This is a genomic window from Pseudorhodobacter sp. W20_MBD10_FR17 (assembly GCF_052119765.1).
Classification (GTDB): domain Bacteria; phylum Pseudomonadota; class Alphaproteobacteria; order Rhodobacterales; family Rhodobacteraceae; genus Pseudorhodobacter.
In genome coordinates this window covers 26,381-43,676 of sequence record NZ_JBGQOQ010000007.1, presented here as the reverse complement: position 1 = coordinate 43,676, position 17,296 = coordinate 26,381, and the positions used below count along the sequence as shown (strand labels likewise).

The following is a 17,296-nucleotide window of genomic DNA, read 5'->3' as shown; positions in this document are numbered from 1 at the left end:
TATGAAACGCAAAACCCACCCCGCCCTGATCGCCTTTACCGTGCTGACGTTTTTATTCTTGCTGGGGCCTCTGATCGTTATCCTTGGTGCGGCCCTGTCTGACACGCCGTTCCTGACCTTTCCGCCCCAAGGGCTGACGCTGTCATGGTTTCAAAATGCGTTTGAGATACAGGCCTTTACCCGCACGATGGGCACGTCTTTTATACTCGCCATTGGCGGCACAGCGCTGTCGATGCTGATCGGGATTCCCGCCGCCTATGCGATGGCGCGCTACCGTGTGGAGTTGCCCGCCTTTCTGGGCAATGTCTTTGTGCTGCCTATTCTGATCCCTGAAATCGTGCTGGGCTTTTCGCTCATGCGCTCACTCGCCACCGGTTGGGGCCTGCCGATCATGGCCGCTTTGCTGATTGGACACGCGCTGCTTGTGCTGCCCTATTGCGTGCGGGTGGTGGGCGCCTCGCTGAACGGGTTCGATTTCTCGATTGAGGAAGCGGCGGTGTCATTGGGCTGCCCGCGATGGAAGGCGTTTCTAATCGTCGTTCTGCCCAACATCCGCGCGGGCATTATCGCCGGGTTTATTCTTGCGTTCATCACCTCGCTGAATGATGTGTCTATCTCAATCTTTCTCACCGGGCCGGGGGTATCGACGCTGCCGATCCAACTTTTGGCCCATATGGAACAGTTTTTCGACCCAACGATTGCTGCCGTGTCCGTCCTGCTTATGGGCGTGACAGTGGCGGTGATGGCTGTGGTTGAAAAAACTCTAGGACTGACGTTTTTAACAAAATGACCCAATCGCTTACGCTTCAAAACATTACGGCGCATTATGGCACGACCAAGGTGCTGGAAAACCTGTCTTTGGATATTGGTGAGGGTGAGCTGGTCTCGCTCCTCGGCTCTTCGGGCTGCGGTAAAACCACGACCTTGCGGCTGGTTGCGGGGTTCTTGGAACCCACCTCGGGGACGATTAAATTGGGCGACCGCGATCTGACCAAACTGCCCGCACATGCCCGCAATATCGGGTTGGTGTTTCAAACCTATGCGCTGTTTCCGCACCTGACTGTGCGCGACAACGTGGGTTTTGGCCTGAAACAGCGCGGCGTCTCGGGCGCTGACCGCGCCCGCCGCGTCAACGCGATGATTGACCGTGTGGGATTGGGCGAGCTGGCAGACCGACACCCTGCCAACCTGTCAGGTGGCCAGCGGCAGCGGGTGGCCCTTGCGCGGGCTTTGGTCATCGACCCGCCGCTGTTGATGTTTGATGAGCCGCTGTCGAACCTTGATGCCAAGCTGCGCGTCGATATGCGCGTCGAAATTCGGCGTTTGCAGCAGGCCAATGGCACCACCGCCCTTTATGTGACGCATGACCAAGAGGAAGCGTTTTCCATTTCTGACCGCGTGGCAATTATGAACGCAGGCCGCATCATGCAGCTTGACCGCCCCGAGGTGCTGTATTCCAAACCCGCAAATGCCTTTGTTGCGAATTTTGTCGGCTTTGAAAACATGATCGAAATGCGTGTGATGGCCGAGGCAGGCGATGCCGTGCGCGCCGAGATTAAAGGCGGCGGCACGATTGATCTGCCGAAAAGCCAGTTCACCGTGCCCGCCAAGGATTTCCTGTTTGCCACCCGCGCCGATGGTTTGCAGGTGGCGGCGGGCGGCCAAGGCATTGCCTGCACGCTGGGTCTGCGTACCTATATTGGCCGCGCCTATCAGTACCATTGCGACACGCCCGCAGGCCAGTTGGTCGCCAATGGCCCGCTGACCCAGCCCTATGCCAGCGGCGATGCGGCTGTGCTGGTGCCGCAACCCGCCGAATGCTGCCTGCTGCCGCGTGAACCATAATGGCAATACTCGCCAATGCCCGCATCCTGACGATGGACCCAACCCTGACCGAGATTGAGCAGGGCTGGGTGCAGGTTGAAGGCGACCGCATCATCGCCCTTGGCGCAGGTGATCCCCCTGCGGGTGATGTGCAGGATATGGGCGGCGACCTGCTGATGCCCGGCATGGTCAACCCGCATTGCCATATGCCGATGACCTTGTTTCGCGGGCTGGGTGAAGATGTAGATGACCGCCTGTTTCGCTATATCCTGCCGCTGGAACGCGCATTGGTAACCGCCGAGGTGGTCGAGGTTGGCGCGCGTTTGGCCGCGCTAGAACTGATCCGTGGCGGTGTGACAACCGTCGCCGATATGTATTATTTTGAGGATCGCATCGGCGCCGTGCTGGATGCATCGGGTCTGCGCGGGGTTGTCGGCCAAACCTTGGCCAATTTCGCCGCCCCCGACCACGCAACGCCGGATGAGGGCTTTGCTCGTCTTGATGCGCTGGCAGACACCTATAAAAACCACCCTCGCATCACCGCCTCGGCGGCACCCCATGCGCCGTATTCCACCGGCTTGCCCACCATGACCCGCGTGGCCGAATGGGCCGCCGCCCATGGCTTGCCCGTGCAAATGCACTTAGCCGAGACCGAACCCGAGCTGAAATGGGCGCAAGACACCCACGGGTGCAGCACCGTTGAAGTTGCCGATCGCGCAGGACTGCTAACATCCGCACTGATAGCTGCCCATATGATGTACCCGACTGAGGCCGATATGGACCTGTTTGCCGCATGCGGGGCGCATGTGGCCTATAACCCGCGCTCCAACGGTAAGGCGGGGCGCGGGATTGCCCCTATCACCGCCCTGCGCGCGCGCGGGGTAAAAGTTGGCATCGCCACCGACGGCCCGATGTCGGGCAACACGCTGGATGTGTTTTCGCAGCTTGCCCCCGCCACGATGTTTCAAAAAATCGCGGGGCGGTCGCGTGGGATGTTGCCCTGCGTGGATGTCATCCGCATGGCAACGATCGAAGGTGCTGCAACATTGGGTCTGGCGGATAAAACCGGCTCGGTTGAGGTTGGTAAACAGGCCGACCTGATCCGCATTTCGCTGGCTGATCCGCGCCTGCACCCGATCTATGACATCTATTCGATGCTGACCTATGCGACCCTGCCCAGCGATGTCCGCGCCACGATGGTTGCCGGTAAGTGGCTGATGCAAGACCGCCATGTAACCACGCTGGACACTGCAAAAGCGCTTGCCGACGCGCTGCAAATCGCCCACCGTTTCAAAGCCAAGATCGTTGAAATCGACCTCCATTCCTGACCAAAAGGCCGCCCCCAAATGACCACACCCGCCCATGTAAACATCGTTATCATTGATACCGACCCCGGCATTGATGACGCCATCGCCATCCTTTATGCCTTGGGCCATGACGGTATCGATGTGGCGGCGATCACCACGGTTGCGGGCAATATCGGCCTGTCGGTCACCACCCGCAATGCAGGCCGCATCTGTGCTTTGGCGGGGGTTGATACGCCGGTTCACGCAGGCGCCGCCGCCCCCTTGGGGCGTGAGGCCCGCCCCGAAACCGGCATTCACGGCAATGACGGCTTGGGCGGGGTCGAGTTTCCCGAACCCACCACAGCCCCGCGCAGCCATGATGCTGTGGGCGCGATACAGGCGATTTTAGAGGCGCACCCGCCGCAGAGCATTGATCTACACTGTCTTGGCCCGCTGACCAATCTTGCACTGCTGCTGCAACGCGCGCCCGCCGCCGCCGCCCGCATCCGCCGTGTGATTGCGATGGGCGGTGCTGTGGATGAACCCGGCAACGTTGGCCCAAAGGCCGAGTTTAACATCGCCCACGACCCCCACGCCGCCGCCATCGTGCTTGCGGCGGGACTTGATTTTACGCTGATCCCGCTGGATGCTACCCGCCAATTGCGCGCCGATGCCGCCTATATCACAGCACTGCACGCCACTGGCCACACCCCAGCGATTGCGGCGGCGGAGCTGATCGAGGCCTATTTCACCGCAACCGATGGCGCCGAAAGCCGCCCGCTGCATGACCCTTGCGTGCCGCTGTTGGCCCAAAACCCACGGCATTTCCGCATCATTGAACGCGGCTTGGCCGTTGATATTGAATCGGGCGCGCTGATCGAAGGCCCGCACCGCATTAAGGTTGCGATGGGGCTAGATGCCCCTGCCCTGCGTGCGGTGTTGTTGCAAGGGCTGGGTACATGACCCTGACGGTTTGGCAGGCTTTGCATGATGATCTGAAACCCGGCGTTCAGCCGGATCAGAAAACCTATGCGGTGCCGTTTCAGGGCCGTACCATCTTGCTGCCCATCCGCACGCTGGCGGATGGGCGCGGCGTGGCCAGCCTGATTTTAAACCAAGCCAGCTTTGCCGTGCTGGACGCGCTTGCCGATGATCTGGCCGCCAAAATCGCGCCCTTCAATCCCGATGTTATCATCGGCGTCCCCACGCTCGGCCTGCCTTTGGCCGAGGCTGTTGCGCGCAGGTTGGGCCATACGCGGATGCTGCCCTTGGGCAATTCGCGCAAGTTTTGGTATGATGACGCTCTGTCAGTCGATATGGCGTCGATCACCTCGCCCGCGTCGGGCAAACGCCTGTACCTTGACCCACGGATGCAGCCCTTGCTGGCGGGGCGCGTGGCAGTGGTGGATGATGTGCTATCCACAGGCACGTCCATTGCGGCGGTGTTAGGGCTGTTGGAGTTGGTGCAAACCACGCCCGTTGTGATAGGCGCAGCGATGCTGCAAGGCACTAGCTGGCAAGCCCGCGTTGGCCCCTGCCCTGTTGAAGGTGGTTTTGCCACGCCAATTCTGCAGAAAACTGCAAACGGCTGGGTTGCACCATGATCACCGCCGAGACTGAAACCGATATTCGGCGCGACCTGATCGACGTTGCCTTGGGCCGCACCCCAGCAGACGTTTTGCTGCGGGTCGGGCGGTTGCTGGATACCAACACTGCGCTGTGGCGCGAGGATGTTGAGATCGCCATCTCCCAAGGGCGCATTGCCTTTGTCGGCCCGCGCGGCAGCTTTGCAGGCACCGCTTTGCGCGTTGAAGACCGCCCCGAATGTGCCGCCGTTCCCGGTTTTGGTGAGGTGCATAAGCATATCGAAAGCAGCCACATCACCCCCGAGTATGAGGCGGCGATGGTTATTCCGCATGGCAATACTTGGACCTGCGAGGCGAGCCATGAGTTCTCAAACGTGGTGCCCGACCACACGCTTGATTTCTGGTTGGCCGCGCGCAAAGCGGGGTCTCCGCTCAAAATCTTTCCCCTGCCCGGCTCGGCTGTGCCGCCCACCGCTTGGGAGCATGGCGCGCATCTGGACGGCGTGGATCAGACCCGTTTCCTGACCGAAAGCCTGATGTGTGCAGGGCTAGATGAGGTGATGGATTGGCCCGCCGTGCGCGACCGCGACAACCCTGCGCATACGCGGCTGTGGTCAATGATTGCAGCTACTTGGAACGCCCGCGCGGTTGTGGAGGGGCACGCCGCAGGCATCCGTGACCTGCCCGGCATCAACGCCTTTGCCGCCTCGGGGATTGCATCCGACCACGAGGCATGGACCGCCGAAGAAGCCTTTGACAAGCTGCAAGCTGGCCTTTTCGTTGAAATCCGCATCCATACCGGCCCCGAAATTATTGCAGGCCTGCTGGAACGCGGGTTAAAGGATTGGTCGCAGGTGGCGCTGGCAACCGATGACCGGCCTGCCTCGGATGTGCTGGCCGATGGAGCCACAGATCGCAACGTGCGCATGGCGATTGATGCAGGGCTTGCGCCCGAAATTGCCATCCAACTGGTCACAATAAACCCCGCGCGGCATATGCGATTGACGCCTTGGGTCGGATCCCTGACACCGGGGCGTTTTGCCGATGTGGTCTTGCTGTCGGATGTCGCAAAACTGACGATTTCCGAGGTTTGGGCTGACGGTCTTTGTGCCAGCCAAGGTGATCGCTACCTGCTGGATATTCCGAAAATAGACTGGCCAAACTGGGCGCGGGAAACGGTGAACATCGGGCGCAGCCTTAGTGCCCAAGATTTTACCATTCCCGCAGAAAATGGCCGCGAAACAATGCAGGCGGCCCTGTTGCGCCCATTCCATTGGACCGATGATTTTATTACCGATGAATTGCCGGTGATTGATGGCGCCGTGCAACGCGACGCCGCCCGCAATATCACCAAATTTGCAATTATCGACCGTTTTAGTGGCACAGGCGCTGTTTCTAAAATGTTTTGGCTGGGCTGTGGCCCGCGCGACCCTGATACCGCGCTGTGTTGCTCTATGGCGCATGATAAACACAATATATGGTGTGTTGGGTCGTCCGATGCGGCAATGGCACTGGCCGTCAACACCTGCGCCGATATGCAAGGCGGCTGGGTTTTGGTGCATCAAGGCAAGGTTACCGCGACCGTATCTTATGAAATCGCAGGCCTGATGACCGCCCGCCCCGCCGAGGCGCTGAATGCCGAGATGCAGGCGCTTTATGCGGCGGGCAAGGCCGTCGATTGGATGTTTGAGCCCAGCTTTCACCCCCGCTGGGCCGCTGGCTTTCCGGAACGGCTGGCCTTTGCCACGCTGACATGCTCGCCTTGGCGCTGGAACCTCGTCGCACCCTCGGCCCACGCGCCGCAGGGGTTGGTGCAGGTGCAAACAGGACAAACCCATCCGGTGGTTTGGTAGGCCCTAGGCCTTGCCCAACACCTGCACAGCAATCGCCTCAAATACCTGCCGCCCTGTGGCCAAAGACGCCTCATCAAAATCAAAGCTTTGTGCGTGGTGCGCGGCGGTTATATCGGACCCGATGATGAAATACGCGCCAATGCCGCCGCGTTGATGCACGCGGGCGATCATTTTTGACGCATCATCACCGCCACCAATCGGCCAGCTTTCCAGCACCTCAAGATCGGGCAGGCTACGGGCTGCGCGGTCAACAATCGCCAAGGCATCGGCGTGGTTCTCATTCCCGTTCAACTGCGCCACAATCTCCATCTGATGCGTCACCCCATGGATTTGCGCCGCCCCAGCGATCACTGCCTCGGCTCGGTCCAACATATAGCGATGCCCATTGGCTGTTTCGGCCCGCACCTCTAACAGCAGCTCACTCTGATCTGCGATAATGTTGAACGTGGTGCCCGCAGTCATTTTGCCCACGTTGACAAAGGTCTCTTCGCCAGCCACGCGCGAAATGGCATGCAGGTTCAGCGCAGCCGCCGCCCCCGCCAGCAGCGCATTGCACCCCAGTTGTGGCGCCATCGCCGCATGAGAGGCCGTGCCGTGAAACCCTACCCGCAGCTTGGTAGAATGCAAAAACCCCGAGGCATTGGCAGCCAGTCGGCCCGACCCCAGAAAGCACCCCAAATGGGCCACGAACAGGAAATCCACGTCATCCAAAACGCCCGCATCAATGATCGGCACTGCCCCGCGCCCACCCTCCTCGGCAGGTTGAAAGATCAGCCGCAGCGTGCCGGACAGCCCCGACAAGTTCGCCAGCGATTGCGCCAAGGTCAGGCCAATGGCCACATGCCCATCATGGCCGCAACCGTGCATCCGCTGCGGGTCTTGTGATGCAAAACCCTCATTGCGGGGCAGATGGTTTTCGGCCTGCGTTTCCTGCAGCGTCAGCGCGTCCATATCAAACCGAAACGCCAAAACCGGCCCCGGCCCAAAGCGTTTTTCGGCCACAACAGCCGTTAACCCGCCTTGCATTTGGTCCATCCAGCGCCCCACGCCGCCATTTCGCCGCGCACCTGCAACTGCGGCCTGCGCGTCATCAGCCAAGGGCGGGTTAACCACGGATGCCGCGCGCATCACCTGCGCCCCAACCCGCACCGCATAACCCAAAGCGTCCAGCGTCTCGGCAATGCGCGACGCCGTGCGATATTCTTGAAAAGCCGTTTCCGGATAACGGTGCAAATCACGCCTGATCTGGATTTCAGGTGTATTGCTACCCAGAAACCCCGCTGAGACATATGCCATACCGGCCCCTTTTCGAATGGATATCGTTTTCAATTGAGCGGCTATGCGAACGCCCCGCCCCCTAACACCCATTCTTGCGCGAAGCGACAGCCGGAACAAGCCGACGCAAAAGAATTGCGAACCTTACCTGCACACAAAGAAAAGAGGGGCACCTCTTGCCTAGTAAAGCCTGTGGCAGGGGGTCAACTTGACACGAATTGGTGTGTTATAAAGGCCAGGCGTCGGGTCGTTGCGTACCGCTGCACAAACCCAAGCCCGACGCATCAGAATAAGACGCGTCAGCGCCACTGAAGGGGGTTCGATGCCCCCCTCAGTGGCTCCTGCCTCAGGCGTTCAAACCCTTAATCAGCTACTGGAATCCCAGCCTGAAATGGCCTTGGCTTCCAAGAACTCTTCCAGCCCCCAATGCCCGCCTTCGCGCGCCCGACCCGAGGCTTTTACCCCGCCAAACGGCGACCCTGCGCCACGCGAAGTGCCATTCATCTCGACCATCCCCGACCGCAGACGGCGGGCCAAGCGGTTGCGACGCGGGCCGTCGCCCGATTGGACATAGTTCGTCAAACCATACGGCGTGTCATTGGCGATCCGCACCGCATCCTCTTCGGTATCAAACGGGATAATTGCCAGCACAGGGCCAAAGATTTCCTCGCGTTCAATCGTCATCCCCGGCACAACATCGGCGAAAACGGTTGGGCGCACATAAAAGCCCTTGTTCATCCCCTCTGGCAGGCCCGGCCCGCCGGCAATCAACCGCGCGCCCTCATCAATACCTTTTTGGATATAACCTTGGATTTGGTCCCACTGGCGGCGGTTCACCACAGGGCCAATATGGCGGCCTGGCTCGGATGCGGGGCCAACCTTGATGTTGCTTGCCACTTCGGCGGCAATCTCGACCGCTTTGTCATAAATGCTGCGTTCGACCAACATCCGGCTGGGCGCATTGCACGACTGGCCCGAGTTGTACATCATTTTTAGCACGCCGCGTTTCACAGCCTTTTCATCGGCATCTGCGAAGATAAGGTTGGCCCCTTTGCCACCCAGTTCCAACGTCACCCGCTTCATCGTTTCCGCCGCCGCGATCGAAATCGCACGGCCAGCACGGGTCGATCCGGTAAAGGAAATCATTTCAATATCGGGGTGCGAAGACAGTTGCGAGCCAACCCCCATACCATCGCCATTAACCAAGTTGAACACACCCGCAGGCACGCCCGCATCATGGCAAAACTCGGCAAACAGCATTGAGGATAAAGGGCTTTCCTCGGACGGTTTCAACACACAGGTACAGCCCGCCAATAGCGCGGGAATAACCTTTAGCGTGACTTGGTTCATCGGCCAATTCCACGGCGTGATTAGGCCAACCACACCAATCGGCTCCATCGCGATCCGGTCATCCGGGGCATGGGGGCCAAGCGGGCGAACCCATTCCATTTCATCAAACGCGGTCAGAAAATTTTCCAGATGCCATGACAGGCACGGCGCTTGATCTTCGCGCGACATATCAATCGGCGCGCCCATCTCAATGCTGATCGCTTGGGCCATTTCCTCGGCCCGCGCCTCATACTGCGCCAAAATGCCAGCAACCGCGGCGCGGCGGGTGGCGGGCGGTGTCACCGACCAGCTTTCAAACGCGGTTTTCGCGGCCGCTACGGCAGCATTGGTGTCGGCCTCGGCCCCCAAGGAAATAACGGCACAGACCTCTTCGTTTGAGGGGTCGATCACATCGCAGTCGCGGGGCGCAGAGGGGGCAACCCACTGGCCGTTGATATAGAATTTGCGTTTATCGAGCATGGTAGCCTCCGAGATTTGCTTTGGCTCAAACTGGCACCGTAACGGACGACCTGCAAGGGCAGTCGCGACGCCTCACAACACAAGACCGTTTCTTTTGGGGCCATACTGTCGCAGGGGGGTGCAAAGATGCGCAAGCTCACATATGTCAAATAAAACACCAACCAAATAGGAGACAGCCGATGTCTGTACGGATTAACGATGTAGCCCCCGATTTTACCGCCGACAGCACCGCAGGCCAGATCAAGTTTCACGACTGGATCGGTGACAGCTATGCAATCATTTTCAGCCATCCGCGCGATTTTACGCCGGTCTGCACGACTGAATTTGGCGCCGTGGCGCAATTGGCACCCGAATTTGCCAAGCGCAAAACCAAGGTGATGGGTGTTTCCGTTGATTCGGTTGAAGAGCATGTGAAGTGGAAAAACGACATCGCCGCCGTTGCCGGTGTGCCTGCCGATTTCCCGATCATCGATGACACCTCGCTGACCGTTTCCAAGGCGTTCGACATGCTGCCCGCCGAATTCTATCTGCCCGATGCAAACCGCACGCCAGCAAACACAGCGACGGTGCGCAGCGTCTATATCATCGGGCCCGATAAAAAAGTGCGTCTGACCATGACCTATCCAATGTCGGTTGGCCGTAACTTTGCCGAAATCTTGCGCGCGCTTGATGCTGTGCAGGCAACCGACGGCGTGCCAATCGCCACCCCCGCCAACTGGATGCCGGGTGAAGACGTGATTGTTGCCATGTCACTGGATGACAAAGCCGCCGAAGCGAAATTTGGCAAGCTGGACATCAAGCTGCCTTACTTGCGCTATGCACGCGCACCAAAGTAAGCGCCGCGTTTCGTAGAAAAAGGCCCCAAGCACGCTTGGGGCCTTTTTTGTGTTCAGGGCCGCTTAGGTGGAACCGACGCATCGCAAACGGCAGTCGGATCATCCGAATGGCAGCCATATTCGGCGCTCAGGCAGCCGAGAATAGCGTTCGATCCAACCTCCCCCGCGTGATAGTGATAGGCCAGACCCTCGCCTTCATGGCCATTGCAACGGTCAAGCCCCTCGGGCGCGGCACCATCGGCCAAAAGGTTGGTCAAAATCGCATACCCATCCATGGCGATACCGATTTGCTGGGGTTGCGCGCCTGCTGGCGTTTCCAAACAATCGGTTACGGCGTGATAGTGATAGCCCTCATGCGGGTTCACATGGCCGCCGCACTTATCAAACGGGGCGATGGTATGCGCGCCAAGAATAGCATCAACCGGCGCAGGCGCATCAAGCCGCACACCATTTGCCGCAATCCCCGACCCCGCCATGCGGTTATCACGGCCAATGATAAGCGGCTGCGGGTCAATCGGAATAACATAGGTTTGGGTCACATCGTCGGCGATGTATTCAGGCAGGCATTGCACGCAGAAGTTGTTGTATTTCGGGTCTACGTCAGGGCGGGCCGCGGCCAAACACGCCTCAAGGCTGTCGGTCACGTTGATCTTGCCGGTTTCGGGGTCAAAAATGCTCCACTCTTTATCTTCATAAAAATCGGCCAGCTTTTCCATGAACGCGCCATCGGCTGCGAAAACCTTACCACCATCCAGCCAGATACCGGCCTTTTCCGCGCCATCGGCGATGTTGGTCGGGCACCACGGGCCGGGGGTATAGCCCGCAGGTTCGGCCTTGACCGTGACCGAAAAGCAGCGGGTTTTGGTGCCGGCTGACAGCGTACAATCAACGATTTTCGGGGGCTCAACCAATTGCGCACCGGCGAAAAATGCAGTGATCTCTTGCAGCTCTTCAGCCTCGGAATGGGCAAAGGCAAGGTTTGGCACAGCAAGCGCTGCCGCCAGCAAAAGCCATTTGGCGGGGTTGGCGGCCGTTTGGGGGTAAGTCATCCGTTTTCCTTCATCACGCGCGTTCAATTTCAAGTGATACGCAGAAAGTTTAACATTCCGTCGATATTATCTGAACATTGGCTCATTCAACAGCGGGCTGGTTTTCGCACCGCTTTTGGGCGGCAACTTGCCGCTTTCCTTTTGCGCAGAATCCCCCTATACGCGCTCGATCCCGACGCTGTTGGGGCATCAAGGGCCTTGCTGGACGACATCCCGGCACGCGCCGTCACATTCAACTATGGAGAACACGATGTCGATTACGCCAGAACTGAAAGCCAAACTGATCAAAGAATATGCTATCAAAGAAGGTGACACAGGTTCGCCCGAAGTACAGGTTGCTATCCTGACCTCGCGCATCGCGACCCTGACCGAGCATTTCAAAGGTCACAAGAAAGACAACCACTCGCGTCGTGGTTTGTTGATGATGGTTGCCCTGCGCCGCAAACTTTTGGATTACACCAAAGGCAAAAGCGAAGAGCGTTACCAGTCGCTGATCACCCGTTTGGGCATCCGCCGCTAGTTTTAGCTGCGTTTAGAATACCGAACGCCCGTAGCGCAAGCTGCGGGCGTTTTGGTTTTTAGGGTAGGGCCACCTTGAGCCCTTAGTACTTGGTCTAATTTCCCCAATCAGGGAAAAGTGCCATGCAGTGTGTGCTATCAAATTGATTGTCTATGAATACGTCATTTTTCAGGGTACCTTCGAGAACGAACCCTAGTTTTCTGTACAAACGAATTGCAGGCTCATTTGAGGCCCGAACGTGTAGCTCGATCCGATGAAATCTGTGTTTTTGTGCATCGGCTATCGTCTCTGATAGCAACTGCTCTCCCAAACCACGTCCGCGAAACTCAGGCAGCAATCCCATGCCTAGAACCCCAATGTGCCGCCTAAGAGGGTCAGAACATGAAAGAATGTCGCACCAACCAACAACTTCGCTATCATGAATGGCAACAAATTGGGATTGGTCATTGTCGATGTTACCTTGAACAAACCGGCGCGTACTATCCAATGGCGGCGCTTTGACTGCTGCAAGATACCTTCTTTCTCTTGCTACAATATCCAAGGCGCTATGAAAGCCATCAACATGTGAAATATGGATTGGTAGAATATTCATTTTTGTGGCCAGCATGGATTGACGTAAATTCGCAACATCCTACCAAAAGCCTGTATTGCTCACAATGGTCACTAAGTCCGCACAGCCGACTTCTACCCCACCCCTTCCCAAACGCCTTATTTTCATGTATGGGCGGCCTATCTGTGACGTGAGGCCTGCCCCCGGCCGCATGCAAAGGATAGGGGGCGGCGGCAATGGGGCCGCTATGTAACGGGGGGCCCGGAACGCCGGGATGCCCCCATATAGGAACCGATGAATGTTTAACGTAACGAAAAAATCGATCGAATGGGGCGGTGAAACGCTTACTCTGGAAACAGGTAAAGTGGCCCGCCAAGCAGACGGTTCGGTTATCGCCACGCTGGGCGAAACCAGCGTCATGGCCAACGTGACCTTTGCCAAAGCGCAAAAGCCGGGCCAAGACTTCTTTCCTCTGACAGTTCACTACCAAGAGCGCTACTACGCTGCTGGTAAAGTTCCGGGTGGCTTTTTCAAGCGCGAAGCGCGGCCTTCGGAAAAAGAAACACTGACATCGCGCCTGATCGACCGTCCGATCCGCCCGCTGTTCGTTGATGGTTTCAAAAACGAAGTTCTGGTGATTTGTACCGTTCTGTCGCATGACCTTGAAAACGAGCCTGACGTGCTGGCGATGATCGCTGCCTCGGCTGCGCTGACAATTTCGGGCGCGCCATTCATGGGCCCAATCGCTGGTGCCCGCGTTGGTTTTGTGAACGGTGAATACGTTCTGAACCCATCTTGCGACGACATGATGGTTCTGCGCAACAACCCCGAGCAGCGGCTCGATCTGGTTGTTGCCGGTACCCGTGACGCCGTGATGATGGTTGAATCCGAAGCTTACGAGCTGTCTGAGGCTGAAATGCTGGGCGCCGTGAAATTCGCGCATGACAGCATTCAGCCAGTGATCGACCTGATCTGTGATTTCGCCGAAGATTGCGCGAAAGAGCCGTTTGCCTTTACCCCCCCTGATTACTCGGCCCTGTATGCCCGTGTAAAAACGGCTGGTGAAACTGACATGCGCGCCGCTTTCGCGATCCGTGACAAGCAAGAGCGCACAACTGCGATCTCGAACGCTGTTGCCGCGATCAAGGGCGCGTTGTCCGAAGAAGATCTGGCCGACGACAACCTTGGTTCGGCGATCAAAAAGCTGGAAGCAGGCGTTCTGCGTGGCGATATCATCGGTGGCGCGCCACGGATTGATGGCCGTGACACAACGACCATCCGCCCGATCGTTTCGGAAACCGGTATTCTGCCACGGACCCACGGGTCTGCGCTGTTCACCCGTGGTGAAACCCAAGGCTTGGTGATCACGACTTTGGGCACAGGCGAGGATGAGCAGTTCATCGACGCGCTGACCGGCACGTCGAAATCGAACTTCTTGCTGCACTATAACTTTCCTCCCTACTCGGTGGGTGAAGTTGGTCGTTTCGGCCCTCCTGGCCGCCGCGAAATTGGCCACGGCAAGCTGGCATGGCGCGCGCTTCAGGCTGTTTTGCCTGCTGCAACCGACTTCCCTTACACCATTCGCGTGGTGTCCGAGATCACTGAATCCAACGGCTCTTCCTCGATGGCGTCGGTTTGCGGTGGCTCTTTGTCGATGATGGATGCAGGCGTTCCGTTGAAAGCACCGGTTGCCGGCGTGGCAATGGGCCTGATCCTGAACGAAGACGGCCAATACGCGATTCTGTCGGACATCTTGGGTGACGAAGACCACCTTGGCGACATGGATTTCAAAGTTGCAGGTACTGAAAACGGTATCACTTCGTTGCAGATGGACATCAAGATCGCAGGCATCACGCCCGCCATCATGGAAAAAGCGCTTGCGCAGGCCAAAGACGGCCGGATGCACATCTTGGGCGAAATGAGCAAAGCGCTGACGTCGGCGCAGGCATTCTCGGCCTATGCACCAAAGATCGAAACCATGACTGTACCAACTGACAAGATCCGTGAAGTGATCGGTTCGGGCGGCAAAGTTATCCGTGAGATCGTTGAAGTGTCGGGCGCCAAGGTTGATATCAACGATGACGGCGTGATCAAAATCGCGTCGAACAACGCTGAAGCCATCAAGAAAGCCTATGACATGATCTGGTCGATCGTAGCCGAGCCAGAAGAAGGCAAGGTTTACACCGGTAAAGTTGTGAAACTGGTCGATTTCGGTGCGTTCGTGAACTTCTTTGGTAAGCGTGACGGCTTGGTCCACGTGTCCCAAATCGCTAACAAGCGTTTGCAGCACCCGAATGAGGCGCTGAAAGAAGGCCAGGAAGTGAAAGTAAAGCTGTTGGGCTTTGACGATCGCGGCAAGGTTCGGTTGGGCATGAAGATGGTTGACCAAGAAACCGGTGCCGAGATCACTGAGGCCCCTGCCGAAGGTTGATCTGACCAGATTGAATAGAAAGGCCCCGGCGGGAACGCCGGGGCCTTTTGCGTATTTAGCGGAATGCCTGCGGCATAAGCCTGATTGGTAAGAAGGGGGCGCTGCCCCAAGGGTTTTTGCGAAACGCAAAAACCCTTTCCCCGGGATATTTTCAAATAGATGATGGGGTGAAAGGAGTTCGGCAATGATTGTGAAGCGATTTACCAAGGGCGATGCGGAGAGTGTGGCCGAATATTCGGACTGTACGCTCTATCGCTATGCTTTGACGCGGGTTTGGGATCCGGCCGGCGAGAAAGTAGCTTTTGTCATGCTGAACCCGTCGACGGCGACAGAGGTGCAGAATGACCCCACGGTAGAGCGCTGTGAGCGGCGCGCACGGGCGTTGGGGTTTGGCGCGTTTCGGGTGGTGAATATCTTTGCGTTTCGCGCGACGGATCCGCGCGTCATGCGGGCGCAGAGCGATCCGGTGGGTATGGAAAATGATACCGCAATTTTGACGGCGGCAGAATGGGCTGACCGGGTGATTTGTGCTTGGGGCAGTCATGGGTCATATCTGGACCGAGGTGTGGCGGTAGAACGTGTCTTGCGCGGCACGGGGCGGCCCTTGTTTCAGCTGGGCTTGACCAAGGCGGGGCAGCCAAAGCACCCTTTGTACATCGGCTATGATCGACGGCCTGAGGTCTGGGAATGAAGGCTTTCGAAGTTTACGCGATGGATGGATGGTTGATTATGGCGAGGTTGCGCTTTCAGTGGAGATTGCAGACGAGGGACATGCGCTGATTTAACTGCATAGGTATACATAAAATGGCACGTTCTAGTGGCACCTTAAACTGGCTAAAGTTTCAAGGCACTAGTCCAAATTGGCGTCGCTAAAGGCAACAACCCTATAGTGCCGAGCACGTCACTTATTCCAAGCGGATGACTGCCGAGGCCTGTGAGAGCAAGCATTCCGTATTGAAAGGCGCACCGCAGCGTTTTTACAGCTTTTCAGGCAGCTTAGAAGCTATTTGACGGCATCAGCGTTAGCGCATCCACCGACAGCCCTGCGCCATTGGCGATGACCGCCAGCGGAATGCCATCCAACAGCACCGTCGCGTCATCCGAGCCTTCCTCGGTGATCAATTCTATATGCGGGTCGGGATGCGCTGCTGCGTCAAAAAGGACAACAATGTCATCTTCGTTCGGGTTGAAATCAGAGATGCGGGCCACATCTCCGTCACCAATCCAGTCGCCTATAACAAAATCATCAGCACCTTCGCCGCCATGCGCAAAGTCACCCGCGCCGATCATCAAGACATCGTCACCGGTGCCGCCATTCAGAAAATCGCTTTGATCTTGGCCGTCAATTCCCCACAGCGTGTCACTGCCTGCGCCACCGTCTAACGTATCCTGACCAGCCCCACCCGACAGCACATCATTGCCATAGCCGCCAGACAGCCAATCTGCGCCTTCGCCACCGTCTAACGTATCATCGCCAGAGCCGCCCAACAGAGTGTCGTCGCCCGCGTCGCCCGTCAGGCGATCATCATCCATATGGCCCGCAAGCAAATCATCGCCTTCGCCGCCATCCATCAGGTCGTCGCCGTCATTGCCCTGCTCAACATCATTGCCCGCACCGCCCAGCAACGTATCCACACCGGCGCCGCCGTCGATATAATCCCCGCCGTCCCCGCCGCTAATCAGGTCATCGCCGTCGCGCCCACCCAATAGATCGACACCATCCCCGCCGTTAATGGTGTCTGCACCGCTGTCTCCGGTCAAAATATCATTGCCGCTTTCGCCCGAAATCAGCAGGTTTTCTGCCGGGGCCGCTGGGGTATAGGTTGAATCGGTATTGGACACATCCAGCGCCTCAACCTCATCTGTCACCTCAAGGACTGCGCTGCTGCTTGCAAAGGCCAGTAAGTCTACGCTTGGTTCGTCCGTGCTTTCCGCGGCATGATCATCCTGTTCGGCTTCAGAGGTATCACCCTCACCAGAATCTGAGTTTGCTTTGGGCGTCATAACGCCGTCAGCCATAAGGCCGGCAAAAAGCGCCCCGAAAACACCTAGTAATCCCAACATGGCGACAGCCCCCGTACGGTTGCCCGACAACGTATAAGATACTATTAACCATGATTTGGTTAAGTAACTGTTACGATTGGGCTTATGCCATAACATGATCGCACAAAATGCGATCCAAATCCAGCAAGCCGGGGCGCAGCACAGCCGCTATTTACAAGCTTGGTTAATATCCACGCGGTGCAGGGTCTGAACGTGGCTTGTCCACCCGCATGG

Annotated in this window: 15 protein-coding genes; 10 read left to right on the top strand and 5 right to left on the bottom strand. The window is 57.8% G+C overall.

The annotated features are described in order from the left end of the window. Position 1: 1 nt before the first annotated feature. From ACEN2J_RS06440 to ACEN2J_RS06415, 6 genes are read left to right on the top strand one after another with little or no spacing between them, the layout of a single operon-like run. On the top strand, positions 2-790 hold the full coding sequence (locus ACEN2J_RS06440) for an ABC transporter permease (RefSeq protein ID WP_442104236.1): 789 nt from the start codon (positions 2-4) through the stop codon (positions 788-790). Next, positions 787-1,845 carry an ABC transporter ATP-binding protein gene (locus ACEN2J_RS06435; protein ID WP_442104234.1) on the top strand — a complete coding sequence of 353 codons (1,059 nt, stop codon included), beginning with the start codon at positions 787-789 and terminating at the stop codon, positions 1,843-1,845. The genes ACEN2J_RS06440 and ACEN2J_RS06435 overlap by 4 nt, the downstream gene beginning before the upstream one ends. Next, the gene (locus ACEN2J_RS06430) at positions 1,845-3,152 is read left to right on the top strand and encodes an amidohydrolase family protein (RefSeq protein WP_442104233.1); all 1,308 of its coding nucleotides are present in this window, start codon (positions 1,845-1,847) and stop codon (positions 3,150-3,152) included. The genes ACEN2J_RS06435 and ACEN2J_RS06430 overlap by 1 nt, the downstream gene beginning before the upstream one ends. Before the next feature lie 18 nt (positions 3,153-3,170). Next, positions 3,171-4,073, top strand: a complete 903-nt coding sequence (locus ACEN2J_RS06425; protein WP_442104231.1) for a nucleoside hydrolase — start codon at positions 3,171-3,173, stop codon at positions 4,071-4,073. Further along, entirely contained in the window at positions 4,070-4,714 is a 645-nt protein-coding gene (locus ACEN2J_RS06420; protein WP_442104229.1) for a phosphoribosyltransferase, read from the top strand. Before ACEN2J_RS06425 ends, ACEN2J_RS06420 begins: the two co-directional genes overlap by 4 nt. Continuing rightward, a complete protein-coding gene (locus tag ACEN2J_RS06415) occupies positions 4,711-6,549 on the top strand; it encodes an adenine deaminase (protein ID WP_442104228.1) in 1,839 nt (612 codons plus the stop codon). Before ACEN2J_RS06420 ends, ACEN2J_RS06415 begins: the two co-directional genes overlap by 4 nt. Positions 6,550-6,552: 3 nt before the next feature. On the opposite strand, the gene ACEN2J_RS06410 is transcribed toward ACEN2J_RS06415, so the two are convergent. Then, positions 6,553-7,845 (bottom strand): amidohydrolase, encoded by a 1,293-nt coding sequence (locus tag ACEN2J_RS06410; RefSeq protein WP_442104226.1) that lies wholly within the window; start codon positions 7,843-7,845, stop codon positions 6,553-6,555. A gap of 345 nt (positions 7,846-8,190) precedes the next feature. Further along, on the bottom strand, positions 8,191-9,633 hold the full coding sequence (locus ACEN2J_RS06405; RefSeq protein ID WP_442104224.1) for an aldehyde dehydrogenase family protein: 1,443 nt from the start codon (positions 9,631-9,633) through the stop codon (positions 8,191-8,193). Between the two features lie 179 nt (positions 9,634-9,812). On the opposite strand from ACEN2J_RS06405, the gene ACEN2J_RS06400 reads away from it, so the two are divergent. Then, the gene (locus tag ACEN2J_RS06400; RefSeq protein ID WP_442104223.1) at positions 9,813-10,469 is read left to right on the top strand and encodes a peroxiredoxin; all 657 of its coding nucleotides are present in this window, start codon (positions 9,813-9,815) and stop codon (positions 10,467-10,469) included. Between the two features lie 53 nt (positions 10,470-10,522). Here the strand turns inward: ACEN2J_RS06400 and ACEN2J_RS06395 are convergent, their stop codons facing one another. Then, entirely contained in the window at positions 10,523-11,518 is a 996-nt protein-coding gene (locus ACEN2J_RS06395) for a YHYH protein (RefSeq protein WP_442104221.1), read from the bottom strand. A 250-nt stretch (positions 11,519-11,768) separates the two neighbouring features. Between ACEN2J_RS06395 and rpsO the strand changes: the two genes are divergently transcribed. Beyond that, the gene (gene rpsO / locus ACEN2J_RS06390) at positions 11,769-12,038 is read left to right on the top strand and encodes a 30S ribosomal protein S15 (protein ID WP_442104220.1); all 270 of its coding nucleotides are present in this window, start codon (positions 11,769-11,771) and stop codon (positions 12,036-12,038) included. A gap of 94 nt (positions 12,039-12,132) precedes the next feature. Here the strand turns inward: rpsO and ACEN2J_RS06385 are convergent, their stop codons facing one another. Beyond that, positions 12,133-12,630, bottom strand: a complete 498-nt coding sequence (locus tag ACEN2J_RS06385; protein WP_442104218.1) for a GNAT family N-acetyltransferase — start codon at positions 12,628-12,630, stop codon at positions 12,133-12,135. 256 nt (positions 12,631-12,886) lie between these two features. On the opposite strand from ACEN2J_RS06385, the gene pnp reads away from it, so the two are divergent. Beyond that, on the top strand, positions 12,887-15,019 hold the full coding sequence (gene pnp, locus ACEN2J_RS06380) for a polyribonucleotide nucleotidyltransferase (RefSeq protein WP_442104216.1): 2,133 nt from the start codon (positions 12,887-12,889) through the stop codon (positions 15,017-15,019). 184 nt (positions 15,020-15,203) lie between these two features. Next, positions 15,204-15,710, top strand: a complete 507-nt coding sequence (locus tag ACEN2J_RS06375; RefSeq protein ID WP_442104214.1) for a DUF1643 domain-containing protein — start codon at positions 15,204-15,206, stop codon at positions 15,708-15,710. Positions 15,711-16,015: 305 nt separating this feature from the next. Here the strand turns inward: ACEN2J_RS06375 and ACEN2J_RS06370 are convergent, their stop codons facing one another. Beyond that, entirely contained in the window at positions 16,016-17,083 is a 1,068-nt protein-coding gene (locus ACEN2J_RS06370; RefSeq protein ID WP_442104212.1) for a calcium-binding protein, read from the bottom strand. Between the last annotated feature and the right edge of the window lie 213 nt (positions 17,084-17,296).

What these genes read in the sequence shown, in the direction of transcription:
- ACEN2J_RS06440 (WP_442104236.1), top strand. Translation starts at nt 2, where the DNA reads ATGAAACGCAAAACCCACCCCGCCCTGATCGCCTTTACCGTGCTGACG.
- ACEN2J_RS06435 (WP_442104234.1), top strand. Translation starts at nt 787, where the DNA reads ATGACCCAATCGCTTACGCTTCAAAACATTACGGCGCATTATGGCACG.
- ACEN2J_RS06430 (WP_442104233.1), top strand. Translation starts at nt 1,845, where the DNA reads ATGGCAATACTCGCCAATGCCCGCATCCTGACGATGGACCCAACCCTG.
- ACEN2J_RS06425 (WP_442104231.1), top strand. Translation starts at nt 3,171, where the DNA reads ATGACCACACCCGCCCATGTAAACATCGTTATCATTGATACCGACCCC.
- ACEN2J_RS06420 (WP_442104229.1), top strand. Translation starts at nt 4,070, where the DNA reads ATGACCCTGACGGTTTGGCAGGCTTTGCATGATGATCTGAAACCCGGC.
- ACEN2J_RS06415 (WP_442104228.1), top strand. Translation starts at nt 4,711, where the DNA reads ATGATCACCGCCGAGACTGAAACCGATATTCGGCGCGACCTGATCGAC.
- ACEN2J_RS06410 (WP_442104226.1), bottom strand. Translation starts at nt 7,845, where the DNA reads ATGGCATATGTCTCAGCGGGGTTTCTGGGTAGCAATACACCTGAAATC.
- ACEN2J_RS06405 (WP_442104224.1), bottom strand. Translation starts at nt 9,633, where the DNA reads ATGCTCGATAAACGCAAATTCTATATCAACGGCCAGTGGGTTGCCCCC.
- ACEN2J_RS06400 (WP_442104223.1), top strand. Translation starts at nt 9,813, where the DNA reads ATGTCTGTACGGATTAACGATGTAGCCCCCGATTTTACCGCCGACAGC.
- ACEN2J_RS06395 (WP_442104221.1), bottom strand. Translation starts at nt 11,518, where the DNA reads ATGACTTACCCCCAAACGGCCGCCAACCCCGCCAAATGGCTTTTGCTG.
- rpsO (WP_442104220.1), top strand. Translation starts at nt 11,769, where the DNA reads ATGTCGATTACGCCAGAACTGAAAGCCAAACTGATCAAAGAATATGCT.
- ACEN2J_RS06385 (WP_442104218.1), bottom strand. Translation starts at nt 12,630, where the DNA reads ATGAATATTCTACCAATCCATATTTCACATGTTGATGGCTTTCATAGC.
- pnp (WP_442104216.1), top strand. Translation starts at nt 12,887, where the DNA reads ATGTTTAACGTAACGAAAAAATCGATCGAATGGGGCGGTGAAACGCTT.
- ACEN2J_RS06375 (WP_442104214.1), top strand. Translation starts at nt 15,204, where the DNA reads ATGATTGTGAAGCGATTTACCAAGGGCGATGCGGAGAGTGTGGCCGAA.
- ACEN2J_RS06370 (WP_442104212.1), bottom strand. Translation starts at nt 17,083, where the DNA reads ATGTTGGGATTACTAGGTGTTTTCGGGGCGCTTTTTGCCGGCCTTATG.